The following is a 23,035-nucleotide window of genomic DNA, read 5'->3' on the forward strand; positions in this document are numbered from 1 at the left end:
ACCATGAAGCAATTGTCCAAGGTACTGCTCACTCCCCTGCTGCTCTCCGTGCTGACGATGACGGGCTGCAAGAAGTCCGACGCGCCCGCCGAGCAGCAGCCCGGTACCGCCGTCCGTACGTTGAAGGTCGGCGTCAACCCCGTGCCCCATGGGGAAATCCTGCGCGTGGCCGCCCCGCTGGCCGAACGTGACGGCGTTCGCATCGAGGTGATCGAATTCACCGACTACGTCCAGCCGAACATCGCCCTGGCGGACAAACAGCTGGACGCGAACTACTTCCAGCACGTGCCGTATCTCGAGCGGTTCAGCGCCGATCGCAAGCTATCGCTGGCCAACGTGGGCGCGGTGCATCTGGAACCCCTGGGAATTTATTCGACGAAGCACGCGACCATCGCCGCCCTGCCCGAGGGGGCGAAGGTGACCATCCCGGCCGATCCCACCAACGCGGGCCGGGCCCTCCGCCTGCTGGAGCAGCAGGGATTGCTCCAGCTTCGCGAAGGCGTGGGTTCCAGCGGGACCCTGAAGGACGTGGTGGGCAACCCGAAGAAGCTGGAGCTGAATGAGATTGATGCCGAGCAGCAGCCGCGCACCCTCCAGGACGTGGATGCCGCCATCATCAACGGCAACTACTACCTCGAGGCCAAGAAGAACCTCCAGCTCGACGCGAAGACGCTGGCCCAGGAGGCCGCGCAGGGCAACCCCTACGCGAACATTCTGGTCGTGCGTAAGGGCGACGAAGAGCGGCCCGAGATCAAGACGCTGTTGAAGGCGCTCCAGTCCACCGAGGTGCGCCGCTACATCGAATCCACCTACGGCGGCGCGGTGATTCCGGCCTTCTGACAACTCCCCGGCCCGCCTGAAGTCAGACACCGGCGGGCTGCCGTGGAACGGGCCTCCCGTCTTCCCGAGGACGGGAGGCGATACGCGCCTCCCGTGTGCTCGTTCCGCTACCTCAAGGCGACTGCGTCACCTTGTTGTTGGCGCCGCTGCGGCTCACCTTGGGCTTCTTGGCGCCCACGGCCTTCTTCCAGGTGACGGCGTTGTTGGCACCCGTCACGTCGATGGAGCCGACGGCCTCCACCTTCACCGTGTTGCCAGCACCGCTCACGCTCACGCGCTTGCACTCGCCCGTCAGCGTGACCTCGTTGTCGCTGCCGCTAACGTCCACCTCGGTCTTCGACGAGCAACGGTGCGTCTCCTTGGCGCCCATGCCCGAGATCTCGATCCGCGCGTCGTCCGACTGCTCCTCGGTCCGGGCGCGCTCGCCCTCCTCTCCGCCCCGCGTCTCCACCTCGGTGTCACCCGTGCGGACGCTCGTCCCGGCGCCACCGGTCTTCACTTCCGTGTCGCCCGTCTTCACCTCCACATTGCCGTCCTTGCCCACCTTCACGGACGTACGGCCCTGCGCCGCGCCCATGGCTGGAGCCAGCAGCAGACTCGCGATCACACCCGACAGAACCGTTCCACGAACGAACTTCGACATTGCACCCCTCCCTGTGACGATGTCCTGGGACACATGACACGGAGGCCAGGAGGGCCTCCGCTGGCGGTGCAATCAACACGCGGCGTCGCCGAAGTGCAAGGCTCCGTCGCGTTCGGAGGAGTCAAGGAAGGAAGGGCACGCGCCCGACACGCACGCAAGAAGAGGTACGCGCGGAATCGCCGTCACAGACCCGTGGCTCGAATCCCAGGAGCCGCAACTCCGCGAGGAGCCGTGACTCGGCATCTGTGTTGGGGCCGTCCACCAGCCGCCGGATGACGGCGAGCGTGCGGGGAGAAACGCCTTCGGACGCGAACGCCGCGTACAGGCGCTCCTCGTCGTAGTGTCCCCGAGGTCCCACGTCCCGGAGCAGCCGTCCCCAGAGCGTGAAGATGTCCGCCTCCGGGCGCGACTGTCGTGCGGAGGCCCCCGCCATGGCGGAGATGATCAAGCCACACCGGTAGTAGCTCGTGTACTTGCCGGGACGGGAGGACTCCCGAAGGGGCGCTCCCTCGAGCAGGAACAGACACTCGGACACGGCATCCGAGATGCGCTCGCGGACGTACTCCCCAGGGAGCGTGCCCAGTTCCGCGAGCGCATGCAGAGCGAAGGCCTCGGCCCCGCCCTCGTTCATCCAGTCCCCACCGGCGACCTCGTGGACGGCCAGTTCCCCGTTCCAGAGGTGCGCGGCCTCGTGCGCCACGAGTTCGGACAGGCGCCGGGTCACCTCCGGATCCGCCAGACGGTTGGCACCAATCCGGATGTCGAGCTGAACGAGTCCTGGAAGGGTCCCCCCGCTCATGTTGATGCTTCCGGGACGCGGTGTTGAGCCAAAGCTGATGAACAGGGTGGGCTCGAAGGAGAGCGGACTTCCGGTGCGCGCGGTGTACAGCGTGAAGAGGCGCGGGAGCAGGCGCTCGATGTGCTCGCGAAGCGGCCGGGGCATCCCCGGGTCCACCACCGCCGTCACCCCCTCCCGAACCACCGAGCCCGAGCCGAAATAAGCATAGGTGCCCTGGGGGGAATTCTCCCAGCGCACCTCCTTCTCGCTGCTCTGTCCGGCCACGACGACCCGCTCTCCGGGACGGGGGATCAGCAAGACGTGCAGGGGCTGTGGCTCCTCCTCACCAGAGGTGAGCCCCAGCACGCCCGTGTAGAACAGGACCGCGCCGTCCGAGTACGGGAGGAAGACCTGGTAATCCTTCTCGGGCTTGACCTCGTAGGAGGACACTTCGATCCGCAGGGTACGGAAGGGCGAGCCCACTGGTGCCGTGAGGACGTCCTCGTCGCCCTGGCGCTCGATGGAGGCCGCCGCGGGCTCCACTACCCGCCAATGGGACTGGCGGAATCCATGTCCCGGGCGGGTGAAGCGCACGGAGTGCGAGGGAGTGGGGAGTTCGTAGGTGAGGCTCCAGGTGCCCGTCCCACTGACGGCGCGCTGGACCCGCACGGTGAGGGCGGACGCTCGCGCTGAAGCAGGCGGCCGAGTGGCGTCACGGCGAGCGGTACACGCGCCCAGGAACAGCAATGCCATCCAGATGGCGAACCCTTCAGGTCTCATGACGGTGCCCACTGCAAGGCCTGTGCCCCATGTGGCCAACCCGAGGCACCAGGGCGCGCGCACGACCGGCCGGTCCATCCTGACGCGGGTCCGCGCGGCGCGTCTGTCAGAACGACAAGCCAAGGCCTCCGGGGTGACGGGGGGCATGGGTTCTCGTGGAAGACGGCGTGCGCTAGGCTGCCCATGGCCGCCCTGACGCCCCTGCTCAGCTCAGGATGCGCAGGGGCGCGGTGCGCACCAGGGGAGAGTTCGTCATGTCGCAGGAGAACGTCATCAACATCGTGGTGTTGGTGAGCGGTACCGTCGATCCCGTCAACATGGATCCGGTGCTTCGCTCCGTCAGCTACCCCGCGCCCAGCCTCGTGCCCCTGGACGATTCCGACGCGCACCAGAAAGCCGCCCAGAAGTCGCAGCCCGCCGCGAAGAAGCCGAAAGACAAGGATTGGTATTGGGAGGAGAACTGGCAATTCCGGAACGAGCTCCGGATGCTGCGCAAGCAGTACACCAACCTGCACATCTTCGAGGCGCACGGCTGGACGGGCGACAACTCGGTGCAGGCCCGGACGATCTCGGGGACCTACCTCGCCAACCGGCTCTGTGGGGCCGAGGGCGAGCCCGCCTTCTACTCGGGCTACCTCGGAAAGAAGGTCCACTTCCACTTCATCGGTCACTCGCACGGCGGCAACGTCATCAACGAGCTGACCCGCCAGGCGGCCAAGGTCTGGCCCAAGCAGTGGAGGATTCGCACCATCACCTATCTGTCCACGCCCTTCTTCTCCAAGTTGCACCAGGTGGACACGACTGCCTTTGACGACGACTGCAAGATCATCAACGCCTTCTGCAAATACGACATCACCCAACGGGTCATCGCCGACTTCTCGATGCACCCGATGACGGGCCTGATGAAGGCCGCGGACTCCGACGAGATTGGCTGCATCGCCAGGTGCCTGGCCAAGGACGCGGGAGCCACGCCCCGGCTCTTCAAGGAGCTCGTGTGCTCGTTGAACGTGTCGTTCCTGAAGGAAGGATCGAGCTCGAAGGCCTGGAAGACGTTGCAGGACAACCTGAAGGACGGCGTCGACTGGGACGACCTCCGGGGCGTGACCGGCGCGCTCGTGGATGACATGAAGAAGCTGGACATCCGGGTGGCGCATTACGGCACGGCGGAGGCCAAACGGTTCTACACCCATGTCCTCGGCCTGTTGTCGCGGCTCCATGACATCTTCACGAGGCTGCGCGCGGCCATCATCATGCTTCGGGATGGCTTCACCTACGAGGTGCACAAGTCGGTGCACCCGAGCAAGAAGATGACCCGCAAGGTCTTGCACCCGGCCACGGCCGCGAAGTTCATCCTGGAGCTGAATCGGTTGGAAGGCGGGCTCAACAAGACCAAGGCGGCCTTCACGAGCCGTCTGAGCAAGGGCAGGTTCCCCGCCCTGGGCCTCGTCCAGGACATCTACGTCGTCGAATTCCTCAAGCCGTTGATCACCTTCTTCTCGGTGAACCCCAAAACGCTTCGCGGGCCGCTCTGGGACTTGCTGGCCTCGGTTCTCGGCGAGCAGGTCGAAGTGTTCGACAACACGAGCGCCACCCCGGTCAACCAGCTCGCGGGAAAGGTGAACTCCAAGGGAAGGGCCTTCACCGTCGTGCCCGTGGAGGTCACCCGCGCGGACCACTACACCCAGGTGAAGGAGGCGGCGCGGTACGACGCGACGTTCAACAAATTCGTCAAACGCCTGGAGAGCATCGAGGCGCAGCTCGCGGGGAAGGATTTGCGCACCGCCCGGCAGCCTCTGATGGAGCTGCTCTTCACGCTGGTGGCGCACCTGGAGCCCGTGCGCGACCTCTTCGACTTCCCCATCGATGCCGAGTACGTGGGTTGGTTCAGCACCGCGATGAAGGCCTCCATCAAGTGGAAGAAGTTCTGGGGACAGACGAGCGAGTTCGAGCTGGAGCTGATGCGGCTGTTGACCGTGGCGCTGGACTACGCCGCCATCATCAAGGCACGCAACGTCGGGAAGCTGGAGGTGGACGAAGTGCAGATTCCGCCCGGTATCAAGGCGGAGTACGTGGAGAAGCCCGGGGTGAAGGAGCTGCAGTCCGCGAAGAAGCCCGGGGTGGAGGGGGCCTCGGCGCAGGTGGCATGTGACTGCGGCAAGCACGCGCCAAAGGCACCGCGACCCGAGGCGGAAGAAGCGAATGCGCTGAAGCCCCTGCCTGGCAGCATTCCGTACTTCGCCATGGTCGCGCACTCCACCAGCCGGCAAACCCTCCACGAGGGCGTGAAGACGGCGCTGAAGCAGCAACTCACCACCCTGAGCAAGGGAGGGTGAGGAGGGCTGGGCCCAGGCGTGCTCTCACCGGGGCGCCAGGTGGCAACTGCCCTGGGCGCGAGAAGCGCACTTGCGCCCATCCTCCCAGAGGGCGTCCGCCAACCGGGCCCCCTGGAGCTCCACCTCCTTCAGGTTGGAGTGCGTCAGGTCGGCGTCTCGCAGGTCGGCGTCCCGGAAGATGGCCCCCTCGAGGTTGCACCGGGCCAGGACGGCGAAGCGGAGCTTCGCCCCGGTGAAATCCGCCCGCACGAGCCACGCACCTCCGGCCGACAGGGAATAGGCATGCGAGGGCTCACTGCGACGATAGGGCCCGCCCGTGCCCGTGAGGCTCGCTCCCTCCAGATTGATGCCACGGAGGTTGGCCCCCTCGAAGTTGGCCGAGGGCAGCTCCGTCACCTTGCGCAGGTCGAGTCCCTCCAGGATGGCGCCCTGGAATCGCGCGGCCCCGAAGGAAGCGCCGTCGACGTGCGCGCCCCGCAGGTCGGCCCCGCGTACGTCGGCGCCCCCCAGGGAAGCACCACTCAGGTCGGCGTTGCGCAGACGGGCTCGGGCCAGCTTCGCGTTCTCCAGCGTCGCGCCCGCCAACCGTGCACCCTCCAGATCCGCCCCCTCGAGCTGGGCGCCCGTGAGCTCGCAGCCAGCACACTCCCGCGTCTCCAGCAGCTGCTTGACGGACTTCTGGAGCGCCTTCTGCTGGCGCGCTTGCTCGGACTCCTCGCGACACGCGGACAGGCCGGACCCGGACAGCAGCAACAGGAGAAGCAGGTGTCGTGGGTGGAGACGAGGGACCATGGCCTCGGAGTCTATCGCCAGCGGGCAGTCCTCCAAGCAGAGGACCTCGAGCCGTTCATCCTGTTCCCTCGGAACTTGGCGCCCGGCCACCCCGAGGCCGCCAGACAGGACAGGCAGGAGAGGAGCCGACTTTGTAAAGGACTTCGCGTGTTGCAGATCCGATGTGGCGGAGAGGCGCTTCGTCGCACGGGGAGCAGAGGAGCCCATGACGAAGGCCGACGTGCATGGAGGTGACATGAGGCTGGAGGCAAGTGTGCGCTCCTTTCCCGAGTTGCTCCTCCAGGTAGGCGAAAGCCTCCATGCCACGTTGGTCGTCGATGACCAGGGCCGGATTGCCCGGATCAACAGCACACTGACCATTACCGCTGGGTGGGGGGACGGCGAGCCTCCCGAAGGACGGCCTCTCGAGGAGGTGCTCCTTCTCCTTCCGTGGCTCGTGGATGCCCTGCGCACGGCCCTCACCGGCACGGAGACGGTCAGCGAGGGCGGCGAGCGGGACCGGTGGCTGAGGGCCCTGGTGCTCCCCGTCTTCGGAAACGATGGCCAGTGCCTGGGAGCCTGCGCACGCCTGAGCGAACGCGCGCCCGTGAAGCCCGGGTCGGCCCACCACGTGGCCCTGGAGCAGGAGCTCACCCGGACCCAGCGACAGTACGAGGAGCTGCTCAACACCATCGACGGCATCGTCTGGGAAGCCGATGTGAACTTCCGCTTCTCCTTCGTCAACAAACAATCGGAACGCCTGCTCGGCCATCCCCCCCGCCAATGGCTCCAGGAGCCGGACTTCTGGAAGAACCACGTCCACCCCGAGGACCGCGAGTGGGCCCAGGCCTACTGCCTGAAGGCGAGCCGGGAGCGCAGGCCCTACGAGTTCGAGTACCGCATGCTGGCCGCGGATGGCCGCGTCGTGTGGCTGCGGACCATCGTCACGGTGCTCGCCGAGGACGGGCGGTCCCTGAAGCTGCGCGGCATCATGGTGGATATCACCGAGCAGCGTCTGGCCCGGGAGAAGCTGGAGCAGACGGCCTCGCTGCTGCGCGCCACGTTCGACTCCATCACCGATGGAGTGCTCGTGGTGAGCAGGGACCAGCACATCACCGCCTTCAACAAGCGCTTCCAGCAACTCTGGGGGTACTCCGAGGAGGCCCTCCAGGGCACGCCGGACCCCAAGCAGACCCTCCCGGCCGCGATCGCCCAGGTCAAGAACCCCGAACGCTTCCTCGCACGAATCCAGGAGATGTATGCGGCGCCCGAGCGGGAGGGGATGGACATCGTCGAGCTCCACAACGGGCTCGTCCTCCAGCGCACCACGATTCCCCAACGGATGGGCCACACCATCATCGGCCGCATCTGGAGCTACCGCGACGTGACGGAGGAGCGCCGGGCCCGGGAGAAGCAGCAGCAGACGTTCTCGCTGTTGCGCGCCACGTTCGACTCCATCGCCGATGGCGTGATCGTGGTGGACTCCCACCAGAAGATCACCGCCTTCAACAAGCGGTTCCAGCAGCTCTGGCGGATCCCCGAAACCGCGCCGCTGGAGAACATGGACGCCATACAGGCGGTCCTCTCCTGCGCGCCCCTGGTCAAGGACCCGGAGCGGTTCGTCTCACGGCTCCGGGAGATGTTCGTGCTCTCCAACGAGGAGGCCGTGGACAGTGTCGAGCTCCGCGACGGGCGCATCCTCGAGCGCACCACGATGCCCCAACGGATGGGAGACACCATCATCGGGCGGGTCTGGAGCTACCGGGATGTCACGGAGGAGCGCCTCGCCAAGGCGGAGCAGGAGCGGCTGTTCGTGGCCGAGAAGAACGCGCGTGAGAAGCTGGAGGAGTCGCTCGCCGTGCTCGACACCTTCCTGAACAACGCGCCCATCGGAATGGGCTTCCTCGACCGCGACATGCGCTTCATCCAGGTCAACGATGCCCTGGCCGCGCTCCACGGCAAGACACGGGAGGAAGAACTGGGCCAGACGCTTCGAGAGATGGCGCCCCGCGTCGCGGCCAACGTCGAGCCCCTCTTGCGCCAGGTCCTGACCACCGGCGAGCCCCTCATCGGGTTGGATCTGTCGCTCGAGGTCCCGGCCACCCCGGGCCAGTTGCGCCACTGGCGCGTCAGCTATTACCCCGTCCGCACCATGAGCGGGCGGAGCGTGGGCGTTGGTGCCGTGGTCGTCGAGCTCACGGCGGAGCGCCGCGCCCAGCAGGAACGGGAGCGGCTGCTCCACGAAGCCCAGGAGGCCATTCAAACCCGGGATGACTTTCTCTGCGTCGCCTCGCACGAGCTGAAGACGCCCCTCACCCCCCTCAAGCTCCACCTGGAGCGGCTCAAACAGAAGTGCGCCACCGGACAACCCCTCCCGCCTCAGTACGCGGAGAAGGCACTCGCCCAGGTGGATCGGCTCTCGGGGTTGATCTCCGACATGCTGGACGCATCGCTGATCGATGCGGAACGGCTCGAGCTGGAGCGCGAGCCCCTGCCCCTCCAGGAGATCATCCACGAGGCCCTGAAGGACTTCCGCCCGGCCTGTCTCCAGCACCCGCTGGAGTACGCGGAGGAGTGCGCGGAGGAGTTCGTCGTCCTGGGAGACCGGGACCGGCTGGCGCAGGTGCTGCTCCACCTGCTGGAGAACGCCCTCAAGTACAGCCCCATGAAGGGACCGATTCGCGTCACGCTCACCCGGAAGGGAGCGGAGGCCCTCGTCTCCGTCTCGGACCGCGGAATCGGCATCCCGGAGGACCAACAGGCGCTTCTCTTCGAGCGCTTCTTCCGGGCCCGTAACGCCCCCGTGTCGGGTTTTGGAGGGCTGGGACTCGGGCTCTACATCTGCCGGTACCTCATCGAGCGCCACGGCGGCCGCATCTGGGCGGAGAGCCAGGACGGTCAGGGCACCACCTTCCGCTTCACCCTGCCGGTGGAACCGGCCCCGCTCCTTCACGGCCGCGCCTGACAGGGCGGTCAGCGAGGGTGGTGCGGACGACCCCCGGCGTAGCCTGTCGGCCGCACACGATGAGGGACGCACCACCCGAGGGAACTCCCCCGCCTACGGCAGTTCTTCGACCAGCAGCAGGTTCTGACCACGACTCCAACCGAAGTAATTGGAACCGCAGGTGCTTCCATCCGGGTGCTGCGTGGTCGACCAGATGGAGAACGTGTGGTAGCCGGGCGTCAGATTGGGAACCAGGCACGTCATATTCAACGGATGGTGGTGTTGTTGATTAGCACCCGAGTTCCACACATACTGGCCGTTGACGCAACCGGTCGGCTGATAGTCGACATACAGCTGGACGAAACCCCACCGCCCATTGCAATTGGCAACCGCCCGGAACGTGTCCGAGTAGGTAACCTTCAGGGTCTTCCCGATTGCGCTGACGGCATGCGTGATCTGCCGCGCACCGACACCAGCCCAGTCCCCAGAGAGTTCACCACTTCCGATGCTCATGTTCGAGTAGGTGAATCCCGTGTTCGGAAGTTCCTCGACGAGAAGAAGTGGGCTGCTCCTCTCCCAGCCAAGGTATGCATCACCACCACCTGCGTTCAGCGAGAATGCGACGTCCAACTTATGCTGAGCAGCCGAGACGTTTGGAAGGATGCAAGTCATCACGAACGGATTGAGGAAGTTGCCGCCAGTGCCCTGTGCATCGTACTTGCCCGTGTAGCAACTGGTGTTCACCCCATCAAGCCGCACCATCACCGTCGCCGCTCCACCATCCTGTACGTAACCCGCGCGAAGAGTATCCGCGAGCGTCACTTTGAGCAGCGTGGATGCGGACTGCTTCGTGAAGGTCACTTCGCGCCCGCTCGCCTTGACGAACGACGAGCTTGTCGTCCCCCCCGGAGAGCCTGCTTTTGAAAACGCGTAGGGCTGGGTATCATCCATTTCCTCGGCGAGAAGCAACGCACTGCCACTCGTTCCATGGCCGATAAAGCCAGTACCCACATCCGAGTATCCCCACACGTCGAACTCGTACAGACCCTTGGGAAGTTGCTCCGTGAGGCAGACATTCGCGAACGGCAGGTGGTAATTATTACCCCATCCCGACGAGTTCGAGTTGTACTGCCGAGCGTCGCAGCCCATCCCACTGCCATTCATGCGCACCGAGTACCAACCACTTCCTCCGTTGATGTTGGCACCTACCCGGAAGTTGTCGGAGACGGTAATCTTGATGCGAGACGTATCCTTGGTCTTGTAGATCGTGACCCGGCGCGATACGGGGACCCACAGGCTTGGGATCTCTCCTGAGGTGTAGCTTCCCCGTGGGTTGTTCGCCCACTTCGTCCGGAAGAGGTTGGCCGCGCTGCACACGAACTGGGTCGCCGTGACCTCGGAGTCGTTCAGGGTCCTGTCGCCATTCGAGTCGAGGCCACTCTTCACGGTCGTGCCGCCATACACGCAGTTGGCTCCCGCGGGCTCGGGGTCGAGCCGCACGAGGGAGTTCTTGCCGTTCTGACCATCATTGCCTCGCAGCCCGTTACACACGAACGTGGTGTTCGACACCTCGCTCGTCTCGAGCGTTCCGTTGCCATTGGCGTCCAGGCCACTCTTCACGGCCGTGCCACCCTGGGAGCAGTTCGCTCCAGACGGTTCGACATCGAGCCGGATGAGGGCGTTGGTGCCCGTCGTCTCCGTCAAGGTGTTGCAGACGTACTGCTTCGTGGTTACCTCGGTGCTCTCAAGCTGCGCGTTGGCGTTCACGTCGATGCCCCCGAGAACGGCCGTGCCATTCCGCGAGCAGTTCGCACCGGAAGCCTCGGGGAGCAGCTTCACCAGGTACGCGCCCCCGCTCTTCCCCTCACCATTGTCGCAGATGTACTGCGTGCTCGAGACCTCAGTATCCCCCTGGATCCCGTCGGCGTTCGCGTCGAGGCCGGACAGAACGGCGGTGCCACCGTTCGCGCATCGGGCGCCCGCAGCCTCGGGCAGCAGCTTCACGAGCGACATGCCGCCGCTCGGACTGCCGCTCCCGCTGCACACGAACGACGTCTGCTCCACCTCGTCGTCACCCAGGGAGCCGTCCCCATTGTCGTCGAGACCGGTCTGGATGGCGGTTCCCCCCTGCGGACACCTCGCTCCTGGCGACTCCGGAACAAGCCGGACCGAGGCATTCTTGCCATTGGCACCCACGACGTCCGTGGGCGAAGAACAAGCGGTGAACGCGAACACGAGACCGGCCACGATGGACCGACGCCAACCGTACTGCTGATACATTTGAGGGCTCCCCTTGATGTCTGGCTCACGGGACACGTCATCGCGCGTTCCCATCGCGGACCAGCAATCAAAGAAAAACTTGTTTTCTCGATAACGTCAAGACGCCCTGTTTTGACGGTTGCACGCTTGGTTCGATTGACGCCAACAGGTGCCAAGAGAGCCTATCAAGCAGATGAGCAAACGAGCGCGAGCTCAAGGCCCAGGAACTGGCATGGACCGGGGTGCCCAGAGCCTCCCCAGGTCGAGCGGCTCCGCGTCGAACGGTTCGGCGCGGACCACCTCGTCGCCCCCATACCGGGAGAGCCGCCAGCCGCGTGACCCCCGTCGGTAGACCTCCAGGGCGTGGGCCCTCGGGTCCACCAGCCACGCGTGGCTCACGCCTTCCCGATGGTAGAGGGGCAGCTTACGGCCCCGGTCCAGCGCCGCCGTCGAGGGAGACAGCACCTCGCACACCCAATCGGGCACCAGGTCGAAGAAGGGCGCATCCCGCTCGAACAACCCCGGGGCCCGCTCGTAGCGCCACGCCGCCATGTCTGGCACCAGCACCTGCCGGCCGAGGTGCAACTCCGGCTCATCCACGAACCACCAGCCTCCCTCTCCCCCCTCCCCCACCCCGAAGGCGGCTCCCAACCTCACGCCGAGCACCGAGGCCACCCACGCGTGCCACTTCGCCGGCCGTGGGAAGGCCCACAGCTCGTCGTCGATGATCTCCCCCACCCACCCCGGTGGCAGGGCCTCGATGTCCTCGTAGGTGGCTGGACGCTTTCCCCGACCCATGACCGCTCCTCCCCACAGGCACTCCCGCCTGACCGCTCACATTCTACCGGAAGGTCTGACGGGAAAGGTAGGGCTGGCGGCCACGGCCAGAGTGCTCCTGGCTACCAGGTGACTGGCAGCTCGTGCGCGCCGAGCAGGTTCTCGTCCTGCTTGAAGGGGATGTCCTCGAGGGGCACGGCCAGCCGCAGGGTGGGGACGCGTCGGAACAGCGTGCCGAACACCACCTCGAGTTCGATGAGGGCCAGCGCGCGTCCCATGCACAGGTGGACCCCATGGCCGAGGGCCAGGTTGCGGTGGGGAGCACGGTTGACGTCCAGACGGTCCGGGTCGGAGAAGATCGTCTCGTCGCGGTTGGCCGAGTCGATCTGGATCAGGACCCCCTCCCCGGCTCGAATGAGCTGGCCACCGATGGTCAGGTCCTCCGTGACGGCGCGCTGCCGGGCGTTCTGTGAGACGGTGACGTAGCGCAGGAGTTCCTGGACGGCCTGGGGGGGCTCCTTCGCCGCGAGGAACTCGCCGATCTGGTCCGGGTTGAGCAACAGTGCCACCGCGCCCATCCCGAACATGTAAGCGGACGGGCCATGCCCGGTGTAGAAGAGGAATTGGAACATCGAGACCGCGTCCTGCTCGCTCATCTTCCCCGGAAGCACCTGTTCGGCCACGACACGGCCCATGAGCGTGTCACCGGGCTCGCGCTTGTTCGCGTCCACCATGCGGTGGAAGTAGCCGTCCATCTCGTCCAGCGCGCGTTCGACCGCCTCCCTCCCCGCGGTGCGGGACCCGATGGTGCGGCTGAGGACGTGCAGGTGCTCGTAGTCCTCGCGGGGAACGCCGAGCAGCTCGCAGATGATCAGACTGGCCACGGGAAGCGCGAAGGCCGCCATCAAGTCGGTCGGCCTCGGTCCGGCCAGCATCGCGTCGATCGTCTCGTCGACCGTGCGCTGGATGAACGGCCGCAGGGCCTCCATCCGCCGCGGCGAGAACTCCTGGAGGATCATGGCCCGCTGGACCCGGTACTCTTCATCGGAGCGGAACGGGAACGGCAAGAGCCGGTCCCTCCGGGTCGCCGACGCGGGTGAAGTGTGTGGGAAGCCCGGCGACCTGAAGTCCATGCTCAACCGTGGGTCGGCCAGGGCCGCGAGGGCGTGCGCGTAGCCGGTAATCAGCCACGGCATACTGCCATCCCATACTCGAATACGAGACACCGGCGCCTCCTGCCGGAGACGCTTGAACCCGGCCGGAGGATCCAGGGGGCACCGCCAGTCCTTGGGCATTGGATAGGAATCGCTCATCGTGTGTCTCCAGCTCGCTCGAGGCGAGCAGCGGCTCCAGCCACCGTGGGGGTCTGGTACAGGTCACGCAATCCGATATCACGACCGAGTTCGGCGCGAACCCGGACCGCGACATCGACCAACAACAGGGAATGGCCGCCAAGACGAAAGAAGTCATCGTGCGGACCAACGGTCTCGACGCCGAGCACGTCGGCGAAGATCCGGGTGAGGACCCGTTCCGTCCCGGCTCGGGCGGGCAGCAGGCGGGACACCGGCACCTCGAGAGCGGCGGTACGCAGGACTTCCTCATAGGAGGACAACAGGCCGTCGATGAAGCCGGTGTCGAACACGCTCTCATCAAACTCGGCCCAGACGACGCTCGCTCCGTCCGCGGTCTCCTCGACACGCAGCGTGAGTTCGAATTTGGCGGTGGCGAAGTCCAGCAGGTGTTCGCGCACCACGCAGCCGTGCAGTGACAAAACTCCAATGGACCCCGCCGGGTGATGGGCGAAGTTGACCTGCACGATGGGCGAACGGGCGGGGTCTCTCGGGGGATCGAGTTCGGCCACGAGCTGCTCGAAAGGCAGCTCCTGGTGCGCATGGGCGGCGGCGGTGGCGTCGGCCACCCTCCCGAGCAGCTCACGGAAGTCCGGGTCCCCGCTCAGATCGATCCGCAGCGCGACGGTGTTGACGAAGAAGCCCAGCACGCGCTCGACCTCGGGCAGTTCGCGGTTGGCCACGGCCAGACCGAGCAACACCCGCTCCCTGCCCGCGTGGTGCCCGAGCACGACCCCGCAGGCGGCGGCCAGCACCGTGAACGCGGTCTGACGCCCGGTGCTCGCGAGCGAGCGCACCGCCGCGGCGACCTCGGCGGGCAGAACGCGGTGCACACGCCGTCCCCGTCCCATCGCCCGGCGGGGCGGGACGAGATCCAACACCAGCGGGGTTCCAGCCAGATGCTGACGCCACCAGCGCGACAATTCCTCGCGCCGCGGCTCGGTGAGCTGTTCCCGCTGCCAGACCGCCCAGTCCGCGTACTGCACGGGCAGTTCGGTCCACCCGATGGGCTCACCGGAGACCGCCGCCCGGTACGCCATGGCCAGTTCCTCGAGAAGGATCTGCAACGACCATCCGTCTGCCGCCAGCAGGTGTACCGACAACAGGAGGAAGTGCGTCTCTGGAGCCAGCTTCAGCACGGAGAGCCGCAGCAGCGGTCCACGCTCGATGTCGAACGGTTGTGCGGCGAGGACTTCCGCGTGTCTCAGCGCCTCGGATTCGTCCGGCACGTCGATCACGCGCACCTGGCAGCACCCGTGTGGCGACACGTGTTGGCTCGCACCGAGCGGAAAGACGGTCCGCAGCGGTTCGTGCCGGGCCACCAGCACGTCCACGGCCGAGCACAGGGCGGTGATGTCCAGCGGACCCGTCACCCGGAAGCAGCGGGCCGTGCTGTGAGCGAATCCCGTGGGGTCGAGCCCGTGGAGGAAGCACAACCGCCGCTGGGCGAAGGACATCGGGAAGACGTTCGTCATGCGCGGGGCAACCTGGGAATCGTGGGCCGCGAGGGAGGCAACGAGGAGAGCACGTCGGCCAGTTGCGCGATGGTCGGGCGGGTGAAGATCGTGGCGAGGCCCACCTCCCGGCCCGCCAGCCTGCTCAGCCGCGCGGCGAGCTTCATGGCCTGCAACGAATGCATGCCCAGCGCGAACAGGCTGTCATGGACACCAATCCGGTCCACCTTCAGCAACTCGACGACGAGCGCGGCGATCCGGGCCTCGGTCGCGTTCCGCGGCGCCAGGAAGGGCGCGTCCGCGCTCGCGTGCGGCGTTGGCAGGCGGGTCTGGTCGAGCTTGCCGCTGGTGTTCAACGGCCACGCCTCGAGCACCATGACGACACCCGGCACGAGATGTCCGGGCACCCTGCGTGCCATGTCCTCGCGTACGGCCTGACCGGACAGCGCAACCCCCGGTGCGGCCACGACGTAGCCGATGAGCCGCGGCTCGCCCCCCACCCGCTCGGTGATGGCAACGGCGTCGAGCACCCCGGGATGGGCGGCCAGTCCAGCCCTCACTTCGGCCAGCTCCACCCGGAAACCCCGGATCTTCACCTGGTCATCGCGGCGGCCCATGAACTCGATCACCCCGCCAGGCAGCCACCGGCCCAGGTCCCCGCTGCGGTACAGCCGTTCACCCGGGAACGAACCCAATGGGTGCGCCACGAACCGCTCGGACGTGAGGCCCGGCTGGCCCAGGTATCCACGCGCCACGGTGGGTCCGCCGATGCAGATCTCTCCGACCACGCCCGGTGGCACCACCTGCGAGAAGGCATCCAGCACGACGAGCTGGGCGTTGGACAGTGCCCGGCCGATGGGCACACGGACCGCCTCGGCGTCATGCCAGTCCTCGAGCCGCTGACCGCTGGCGAGGATGGTCGTCTCGGTGGGGCCATAGGCATTCGTCACCCGAGTGAACCCCCTGCTCCGCGGCGCGCGGAACGCATCCGGGGAGACGATGTCGCCCCCGACCAGGACCCGGTCCATGTGCTCGAGCACCTCCGGGGCCTCGGCCACTATCTGGTGGAACACCGCGGGGGTGAGGAATGCGTGGGTGATCGCGTTGCCGGTGAGGCATCGCCCCAGGCCTCGCACGTCCCAGCCGGGCCCCAGGAAGTGGATCGCCGCGCCGTTCACCAGCGGCCCCCAGATCTCCAGCACCGACACGTCGAAGGAAGCCGATGCCATGGCCAGCATCGTCTTGCCCGGCGCCAGGTCGATCGCGTCGAAACCGTACAGGCGGGCCACGACCGAGCGGTGCTCGATCTGGATTCCCTTGGGTCTGCCGGTCGACCCGGACGTGTAGATGACATACGCGAGGTCGGAGGGGTCTCCCGCGCGCAGCGGTATCCCCGGCGCGTCGGAGACGCCGTCCATCCGCACGACGGGGATGTCGGGTAGCCGGCCGGCCAGTTCCGCCGTCGTGACCACGGCTCGTGCGCCGACGTCCTGGATGAGCCTCTCCAGGTGGGCTGGCGGGTGATGGGGATCCAGCGGAAGGTAGGCGGCTCCGGACTGGAGGACACCCAGTTGGGCCACGACGAGCCGGGCCGAATGCGGGACGCACACCGCCACCACGTCCCCACGGCCGAGCCCCATGCCGCGCAGATGACGCGCCAGCCGCGCCGCCTGATGCGTGAGCTCGCGGTAGGACAGCGGCGGGTCCTCCGACACCACGGCGGGTGCGTCCGGCGTGCGCTCGGCCCAGTGCTCGACGAGTTCGGGCAACCATTGCGCCGGAGCGTCTCGCCGGGGCCCCACGGAGACGAGCGCCCCGCGCTCCTCGTCATCCAACAGGGACAGTGCCGACACCGGCGTGTCTGGAGCGTCGGTGATGGCGCGCAACAGCCGCTGATACGCGGACAGCATGCCCGTGATGAAGAACTCCTCGAAGAGGTTGGAGTCGAACTCCCAGGCCAGCATGATGCCTCGCAGGGACGAGCGAGGGCTGTCACGTACGGGGTCCTCGGACCGGGGGATGTGCACGACGTTGCTGGCCAGCCGGCTGACCTGCCCCGGCTCGGCATGGAGGGGAACGGCGACGACGCACAGCTCGAACTTCGCCGAACCATTGCTCAGCCCCTCGACGAGGGTGACGTCGAGCGGAGCCGCGTCGAGCGGGCCCAGCGGTGAGTCGTGAAAGCTGAACATGGCCTGGATCAACGGATGGAGTCCGCCGTGGTGCCTCGCGGGCGACTCCGCGAAGATCATCTCGTAGGGCAGTTCCTGATGGTCGTAGACCGCCAGGGTGGTCCGCCGCACCCGCTCCAGGAACTCCACGAACGTGGGGTCTCCGTGCAACCGGCCGCGCATCACGACCGTGTTGACGAACATCCCCAGCAGGTTCTCGGTGTCCTGCCAGCGCCGATTGGCGACCCCGGAGCCGACGAGGATGTCCTGTGAGCCCGTGTACCTGTGCAGCAACACGAAGAACGCCGCGAGCAGCGTGGTGAAGAGCGAGGCCTTGTTCCGGTCGGCCAGGTCCTGCAGACGGCACGCGAGCTCACCGTCGATCTCCATCCGGGGCGCCCATCCGCGGAACGTCCGGGTCGTGGACACGGCGCGGCGAGGGAGCTGGAGCACGGTCTCGGCCCCCTCCAGTTCCCGGCGCCAGAAGCGGCGCTGCGCCGCGGCGGCCTCCGTGCCGCACCACTCCCGCTGCCAGCGAGCGTAGTCGTAGTACTGCACGGGCAGCTCCGGGCGCCGCACCCGGCCGTCGCGCACGTGGTCGGCGTAGCCCTCGAGGAGGTCCCGGATGAAGACGTTGAACGACCATCCGTCGTGCACGATGTGGTGCTCGACGTGCACGAAGACGTGCTCGCTCGCGCCGAGCCTGAGCAGCAGCCAGCGGAAGGGCCTGCCCTCGGCGAGCGGAAACGGCGTCTGGAACATGTCGCGAACGGCCGCGGCGACCAGGGCCGCCTGTTGGGCTTCGTCCGCGCCAGTCAGATCCCGTAGCGGGACCTCCACGTCCCAGGGCGGCTCCAGCTCACACCGCAGCTCTCCATCCACCTCGGGGAAGCGCGAGCGCAGCACGTCGTGGCGCCTAACCATGTCCGTGAGGCTGGCGTGCAACGCGGTGATGTCCAGGTCACCCGAGAACCGGAGCACCGCCTGGGAGTGGTAGGCCCGCGCATCCGGGTTGAGTTTGTGCATCAGCCACACCCGCTGCTGGCCGTACGACGGAGCGATCCCGGTGCCGGGTTCCGCCCTCCGCGGGCCTGGCTCCACCCCCCCGTGCCCGGCCTTGATACGCGCCGCGATCTCTGCGACCGAGCGGGAGCCGAGAACGGCGCTCAGCTCGACGTGTGCCCCCAGCACGCCGCGCACGCGGGCGACGAACTGCATGGCGAACAGGGAATGGCCGCCCAGCTCGAACAGGTCGTCCCGTACCCCGACCCGATCCATCCGGAGCAACTCCGCCGCGATCCCCGCCAGGGACTCTTCCAGGGGCGTGCGCGGTGGTTGATAAGCATCGTGCTCCGGCCGACGCGGCCGTGGCAGCCGGGCCCGGTCGACCTTGCCGCTCGTGGTCAGCGGCCATTCGTCGACCACACAGATCACGTCCGGCACCAGATAGCCGGGCAGGCGACGACGCAGCTCGGCGCGGAGCGCCTCGGCCGAGAGCACGTCCCCCGCGGCCGGTAGCACATAGCCCAGCAGACGCTCACCCCGCCCTTCGATGACGGCCACCGCATCGCGCACGTTCGGCAGCGCGACCAGTGCGGCCTCGACCTGTCCAAGCTCGATGCGTGCGCCTCGGACCTTGATCTGGTCATCACGCCGGCCGAGAAACTCGAGCGTGCCGTCCGCCAGTCGCCTGCCGATATCGCCGCTGCGGTACAGGCGGCTTCCCGGCACGGGGCTGAAGGGATCGGGAACGAACCGCTCGGCGGTGAGGGCGGGTTGCCCCAGATACCCGCGCCCGACACCGCTCCCTCCGATACAGATCTCCCCCGGGGTTCCATCGGCGACCGGCCGCAGGCGCTCGTCGAGGATGACGACATGGGAGTTGGAGAGGGGACGGCCGATGGGCACCCGCTCGCCGTGCGGGGCGCCCACGACGGTGTGCAACGTGCTCGCCACCGTCACCTCCGTGGGCCCGTAGCCATTGACGAAGCGGTGGAACCCCGACCATTGCCGGGCGGTCTCCGGAAGGCACACGTCTCCCGTGCTGATCACCAGCTCGAGGTCGATGAACCGGCCCGGCCTCAGCGTGCGCAAAACGGACGCGGGCAGCACCGCGTGGGTGATTCGACGGGTCAGCAGCACCTCGGCCAGCAGCTCTCCGGAGGTTCTCGAGTCGTCGAGGGTCTCCAGACAGCCGCCATTGGCCAGCGCCATCAGGATGTCGAACAAGGTGGCGTCGAAGGACGGGTGGGCGAATTGCAGCACCCGTGTCCTCGGCCCCAGCTCCCCCAGGACGTCGCGCTGGGCGTGGAGCAGATGGGCGACTCCCCGATGCTCGGCCATGACCAGCTTGGGCTCACCGGTCGAGCCGGACGTACAGATGATGTACGCCAGATCCTCCGGGGCGAGCACCGCCTCGCCCTCCACGTCCTCGCTCTCTGGCACGTCGGTGCCGGGCTCGGCGCCGAGTTCGAGATGGGGGAGGCCCGGCACGGCGCTGGCCCGCGACGGGCCCACCACCAGTGCCGCCCCCGCCCTCCTGATGACGTCCCCGCGCCAGTCCTCTGGGTGCGCCGGAGCCAGCGGAAGATAGGCCGCGCCGACCCGCCAGAGGGCAAGCACGGTCTCGATGAAAGCCGGGCCACGGTCCATCACGACCGCGACCACGTCCCCGCGCCCGATCCCCCTGGCTCGCAAGCGTCCAGCCAGGGCGCGGGTGCGCTCGTGCAGTCGCGCGTAGGTCACCTCGACGGTCCCGTCCGAGATCGCGACATGGTGGGCATGCAGCCGCGCTTGCCGATCCATCTCGTCCAGCGCCGACCGCCACGGTCCGTGGTCGACCTCGCTGTCTCGCACGCGCGCGAGCATCCGCGCCCCGTCCCCGCCTTCCAGCGGAGCGCTCCTGGAGTGCTCCTGGAGCGCCCACGGGCTCTTCTGCCGGAGGCAGGACAACAGCCGTTCGTATTCTGTTCCGGTGACCAGGGTGGAGGGGGGCGTGGAACGCAATGAGGTCTCCTGTCTGGGTTACCTAGATACACAAGGGGGGAACGGCATCGAGCAAAAACCCGGTTGAACCGCGGCCCCACCTGGCGCATTACAGAAGGACCATGAGCGACCGAGGCCCTCCCAAGAAGAAGAACGAGGCGTTCAACAATCCCTTCAAGGCGGCTCTCACGGACCTCAAGAAGAAGCAGGCCGAGGCCGAGCCTCCCAAGAAGCCCCAGGCTCCTCCCCCGCCCCCCAAGCCGACCAAGGCCTCGCGCGTCCGCGAGGAGGACGACGCCTCCCTCTTCCTGTCCGCCATGGACGGAGTGGAGCAGCTCACCCACCGGGGCGAGGCCCCCGTGCCCAATCCCCGCCTCCCGGAGATCATCGACGAGAACGCCGAGGCGCTCGCCGAGCTGGCCGAGATGGTCGCGGGCCAGGGCGAGTTCGACATCGCCGGCTCGAACGACTTCATCGAGGGCTCCGCTCCGGGACTCGACGTGCGGCTCATGCGCTCGCTGCGCCGCGGCGACTTCGTCCTCCAGGGCCAGTTGGATCTGCACGGCAAGACCCGGGCCCAGGCCCAGGAGGCCGTGGACCGCTTCCTCACCGAGAGTCACCGCGCCCGCAAGCGCTGCGTGCTCATCGTCCACGGCCGGGGGCTGAACTCCCACGATCAAATCCCCGTGCTCAAGGAGTGGCTGCGCGATTGGCTCGGCCAGAAGCGGATCGGCAAGACGGTGCTGGCGTTCGCCTCCGCACGGCCCCAGGACGGTGGAACGGGCGCGGTCTACGTTCTGCTGCGCCGGTAGCTGGACGCCTGGGCGGCTCCGTGCATACATGCCGCCATGGCACGCGATCTGATTGATCTGCACATCCACATGGGCAGCTCCGTGGCTCCCCATGTCCTCTGGTCCCTCGCGCACCAGCAGGGCTTCAAGCTCCCGGTGAAGGACTACTTCGAGTTCGTCGAGCTCATCACCTCCCGTCCCGGCAAGGTGGGCAGCCTCGAGGACTACCTGAAGATCCTCCACACCTGGACGGAGAAGCTCCAAAGCTCGCCCCTGGCCGTCGAGCGCTGCGTGTACGAAATCATCGGCAAGGAGTACCGCGGCAGCCGCGTCACGCAGATGGAGCTGCGCTTCAACCCCATGAAGCGCAACCTCAACTCCGAGCTGGACCTGGACCACATCATCCACGCGGCCCTGCGCGGCATGGACCGGGCCGTGCTCGAGTACGGCGTGAAGGCGGGCCTCATCTTCTGCCTGGCGCGCGAGTTCGATCACCGGCTCAACAGCATCCTCGTGGACAAGGCGATCAAGTACCGCAACCGCGGCGTGTACGGCATCGACCTGGCCGGCACGGAGACGAACGCGCTGGAGCTGGAGCCCGAGGTGGTGACGCAGTACGAGGAGCTCTTCGAGCGCGCGCGTCAGGCGGGCCTCAAGTGCACCGTGCACACGGGTGAGACGCGGGGCACCGGTGCCGAGGGCGTCATGGCGGTGGTGGACAAGCTCAAGCCGCACCGCATCGGCCACGGCATCCGCGCCGCCTACGACGAGACGGCCATGAAGATGCTGCGCGAGCGCGGCGTGGTGCTGGAGATCTGCCCCACCTCCAACCTGCACACCCGCGCCGTGGACGGCATCGCCGAGCTCAAGCACATCCTGGCCACCTTCTGGGACCGGGGCGTCAAGTTCACCCTCAACACCGACGGCACCTACCTGCTGGAGACGGACATGCTGCGCGAGGTGGAGCTCGTCGAGAAGAACGGCCTGCTCACCCCCGCCCAGGTGGATCAGACGCTCGCCTGGGCGCGCCAGGCCTCCTTCATCCCCGCGTGAGCCCCATGTACTCCCTGCTGCGCGCCCTGCTCTTCCTCCTGTCCGCCGAGCGCGCCCACCGCCTGGGCATGGCCGCCCTGCGCGTCCTCGGACATTTCCTGGGGCTGTGCCGGCGCCTGCGCGCCCGCGCGCTCACCCCCGCCACCTATGACGCCTCGGTGCGGGTGGCGGGCCTCGCGTTCGACCACCCGGTGGCGCTCGCCGCGGGGCTCGACAAGGAGGCCGAGGCCGTGGACGGCCTGTTCGCGCTGGGCTTCTCCGCGGTGGAGGTGGGTACCCTCACCCCGCGGCCCCAGCCGGGCAACCCCCCACCGCGCCTCTTCCGCCTCCCCGAGCACCACGCCCTCATCAACCGCATGGGCTTCAACAACCACGGCGCCCCGTCCGCCGCGGAGCGCTTGCGCGCGCGCACCTGGCGGCCCGCTCCGGTGGGCGTGAACATCGGCAAGAACAAGGACACGCCGCTGGAGCGCGCGGTGGACGACTACGTCGCGTGCGTCGACGCGCTCGCCCCGCTCGGGGACTACGTGGTGGTCAACGCGAGCTCCCCCAACACGCCCGGCCTGCGCCAGTTGCAGGAGCCCGAACTCCTCACCGCCCTGCTCCAGGCCGTCCAGGCGCGGCTCGCCCAGGTGGCGCCCGGCAAGCCCCTGTTCCTGAAGATCGCCCCGGACCTCACGCCCGAGGCCGTGGACGAGGTGGTGGACGTGGCGCGCGCCTGCGGGCTCGCCGGCCTCATCGCCACCAACACCACGATCGCGCGGCCCTTCGAGCACCCGGTGGCCAAGGAAGCCGGGGGCCTGTCCGGAGCCCCCGTGCGCGAGGCCGCCAACGCCGTCATCCGCCGGGCCTACGCGCGCAGCAGCGGCGCGCTGCCCATCATCGGCGTGGGCGGCGTCTTCACCGCCGAGGACGTGTACGAGAAGCTGCGCGCCGGGGCCTCGGTGGTGCAGGTGTACACGGGCTTCATCTACGAGGGGCCCGGCATGGTGCGCCGGCTGCTCGCGGGCCTGGGCCCCCTGCTCGCCCGGGATGGCCTCGGCTCGGTGCGCGAGGCCATTGGCGCCGATCACCGCCCCCGGGCCTGAGCGCCCGGCCCCCGTCACC

14 protein-coding genes are annotated in these 23,035 nt (G+C 67.6%); 6 read left to right on the top strand and 8 right to left on the bottom strand.

Annotation, left to right across the window (positions count from 1 at the left end):
• The first annotated feature begins 3 nt into the window (after positions 1 to 3).
• Positions 4 to 840, top strand: a complete 837-nt coding sequence (locus F0U63_RS31370) for a MetQ/NlpA family ABC transporter substrate-binding protein (RefSeq protein ID WP_395835485.1) — start codon at positions 4 to 6, stop codon at positions 838 to 840.
• A gap of 112 nt (positions 841 to 952) precedes the next feature.
• On the opposite strand, the gene F0U63_RS31375 is transcribed toward F0U63_RS31370, so the two are convergent.
• Positions 953 to 1,483 carry a DUF3060 domain-containing protein gene (locus tag F0U63_RS31375; RefSeq protein ID WP_395835487.1) on the bottom strand — a complete coding sequence of 177 codons (531 nt, stop codon included), beginning with the start codon at positions 1,481 to 1,483 and terminating at the stop codon, positions 953 to 955.
• 121 nt (positions 1,484 to 1,604) lie between these two features.
• Positions 1,605 to 3,014, bottom strand: a complete 1,410-nt coding sequence (locus F0U63_RS31380) for a hypothetical protein (protein WP_395835489.1) — start codon at positions 3,012 to 3,014, stop codon at positions 1,605 to 1,607.
• A 281-nt stretch (positions 3,015 to 3,295) separates the two neighbouring features.
• Here F0U63_RS31380 and F0U63_RS31385 point away from each other — a divergent pair, with 281 nt between their 5' ends.
• Positions 3,296 to 5,374 carry a hypothetical protein gene (locus F0U63_RS31385; protein ID WP_395835491.1) on the top strand — a complete coding sequence of 693 codons (2,079 nt, stop codon included), beginning with the start codon at positions 3,296 to 3,298 and terminating at the stop codon, positions 5,372 to 5,374.
• Between the two features lie 24 nt (positions 5,375 to 5,398).
• Here F0U63_RS31385 and F0U63_RS31390 read toward each other — a convergent pair whose 3' ends face one another.
• Positions 5,399 to 6,166 (bottom strand): pentapeptide repeat-containing protein, encoded by a 768-nt coding sequence (locus F0U63_RS31390; RefSeq protein WP_395835493.1) that lies wholly within the window; start codon positions 6,164 to 6,166, stop codon positions 5,399 to 5,401.
• A gap of 205 nt (positions 6,167 to 6,371) precedes the next feature.
• Between F0U63_RS31390 and F0U63_RS31395 the strand changes: the two genes are divergently transcribed.
• Positions 6,372 to 9,110, top strand: coding sequence for a PAS domain-containing protein (locus F0U63_RS31395; RefSeq protein ID WP_395835495.1), 2,739 nt, complete (start codon positions 6,372 to 6,374; stop codon positions 9,108 to 9,110).
• A 93-nt stretch (positions 9,111 to 9,203) separates the two neighbouring features.
• Here F0U63_RS31395 and F0U63_RS31400 read toward each other — a convergent pair whose 3' ends face one another.
• The 5 genes from F0U63_RS31400 to F0U63_RS31420 all read right to left on the bottom strand — a co-directional run bounded on the left by F0U63_RS31400 (position 9,204) and on the right by F0U63_RS31420 (position 19,967).
• Entirely contained in the window at positions 9,204 to 11,369 is a 2,166-nt protein-coding gene (locus F0U63_RS31400) for a hypothetical protein (RefSeq protein ID WP_395835497.1), read from the bottom strand.
• A 192-nt stretch (positions 11,370 to 11,561) separates the two neighbouring features.
• Positions 11,562 to 12,146 (bottom strand): Uma2 family endonuclease, encoded by a 585-nt coding sequence (locus F0U63_RS31405; RefSeq protein WP_395835499.1) that lies wholly within the window; start codon positions 12,144 to 12,146, stop codon positions 11,562 to 11,564.
• A 101-nt stretch (positions 12,147 to 12,247) separates the two neighbouring features.
• A complete protein-coding gene (locus F0U63_RS31410; RefSeq protein ID WP_395835501.1) occupies positions 12,248 to 13,192 on the bottom strand; it encodes a cytochrome P450 in 945 nt (314 codons plus the stop codon).
• Between the two features lie 242 nt (positions 13,193 to 13,434).
• Complete coding sequence (locus tag F0U63_RS31415) at positions 13,435 to 14,949, bottom strand: condensation domain-containing protein (RefSeq protein ID WP_395835503.1); 1,515 nt, start codon at positions 14,947 to 14,949, stop codon at positions 13,435 to 13,437.
• A complete protein-coding gene (locus F0U63_RS31420) occupies positions 14,946 to 19,967 on the bottom strand; it encodes an amino acid adenylation domain-containing protein (RefSeq protein ID WP_395835505.1) in 5,022 nt (1,673 codons plus the stop codon). Before F0U63_RS31420 ends, F0U63_RS31415 begins: the two co-directional genes overlap by 4 nt.
• A gap of 239 nt (positions 19,968 to 20,206) precedes the next feature.
• On the opposite strand from F0U63_RS31420, the gene F0U63_RS31425 reads away from it, so the two are divergent.
• Genes F0U63_RS31425 through F0U63_RS31435 form a run of 3 tightly spaced genes read left to right on the top strand, consistent with a single transcriptional unit; the run spans position 20,207 to position 23,016 of the window.
• Entirely contained in the window at positions 20,207 to 20,896 is a 690-nt protein-coding gene (locus tag F0U63_RS31425) for a Smr/MutS family protein (protein ID WP_395835507.1), read from the top strand.
• A gap of 36 nt (positions 20,897 to 20,932) precedes the next feature.
• Positions 20,933 to 21,928, top strand: a complete 996-nt coding sequence (locus F0U63_RS31430) for an adenosine deaminase (RefSeq protein WP_395835509.1) — start codon at positions 20,933 to 20,935, stop codon at positions 21,926 to 21,928.
• Between the two features lie 5 nt (positions 21,929 to 21,933).
• A complete protein-coding gene (locus F0U63_RS31435) occupies positions 21,934 to 23,016 on the top strand; it encodes a quinone-dependent dihydroorotate dehydrogenase (RefSeq protein WP_395835511.1) in 1,083 nt (360 codons plus the stop codon).
• Positions 23,017 to 23,035 lie beyond the last annotated feature (19 nt).

This window comes from Cystobacter fuscus (genome assembly GCF_044360685.1).
GTDB lineage: Bacteria > Myxococcota > Myxococcia > Myxococcales > Myxococcaceae > Cystobacter > Cystobacter fuscus_C.

What these genes read in the sequence shown, in the direction of transcription:
- F0U63_RS31370 (WP_395835485.1), top strand. Translation starts at nt 4, where the DNA reads ATGAAGCAATTGTCCAAGGTACTGCTCACTCCCCTGCTGCTCTCCGTG.
- F0U63_RS31375 (WP_395835487.1), bottom strand. Translation starts at nt 1,483, where the DNA reads ATGTCGAAGTTCGTTCGTGGAACGGTTCTGTCGGGTGTGATCGCGAGT.
- F0U63_RS31380 (WP_395835489.1), bottom strand. Translation starts at nt 3,014, where the DNA reads ATGGCATTGCTGTTCCTGGGCGCGTGTACCGCTCGCCGTGACGCCACT.
- F0U63_RS31385 (WP_395835491.1), top strand. Translation starts at nt 3,296, where the DNA reads ATGTCGCAGGAGAACGTCATCAACATCGTGGTGTTGGTGAGCGGTACC.
- F0U63_RS31390 (WP_395835493.1), bottom strand. Translation starts at nt 6,166, where the DNA reads ATGGTCCCTCGTCTCCACCCACGACACCTGCTTCTCCTGTTGCTGCTG.
- F0U63_RS31395 (WP_395835495.1), top strand. Translation starts at nt 6,372, where the DNA reads ATGACGAAGGCCGACGTGCATGGAGGTGACATGAGGCTGGAGGCAAGT.
- F0U63_RS31400 (WP_395835497.1), bottom strand. Translation starts at nt 11,369, where the DNA reads ATGTATCAGCAGTACGGTTGGCGTCGGTCCATCGTGGCCGGTCTCGTG.
- F0U63_RS31405 (WP_395835499.1), bottom strand. Translation starts at nt 12,146, where the DNA reads ATGGGTCGGGGAAAGCGTCCAGCCACCTACGAGGACATCGAGGCCCTG.
- F0U63_RS31415 (WP_395835503.1), bottom strand. Translation starts at nt 14,949, where the DNA reads ATGACGAACGTCTTCCCGATGTCCTTCGCCCAGCGGCGGTTGTGCTTC.
- F0U63_RS31420 (WP_395835505.1), bottom strand. Translation starts at nt 19,967, where the DNA reads ATGCTCGCGCGCGTGCGAGACAGCGAGGTCGACCACGGACCGTGGCGG.
- F0U63_RS31425 (WP_395835507.1), top strand. Translation starts at nt 20,207, where the DNA reads ATGAGCGACCGAGGCCCTCCCAAGAAGAAGAACGAGGCGTTCAACAAT.
- F0U63_RS31430 (WP_395835509.1), top strand. Translation starts at nt 20,933, where the DNA reads ATGGCACGCGATCTGATTGATCTGCACATCCACATGGGCAGCTCCGTG.
- F0U63_RS31435 (WP_395835511.1), top strand. Translation starts at nt 21,934, where the DNA reads ATGTACTCCCTGCTGCGCGCCCTGCTCTTCCTCCTGTCCGCCGAGCGC.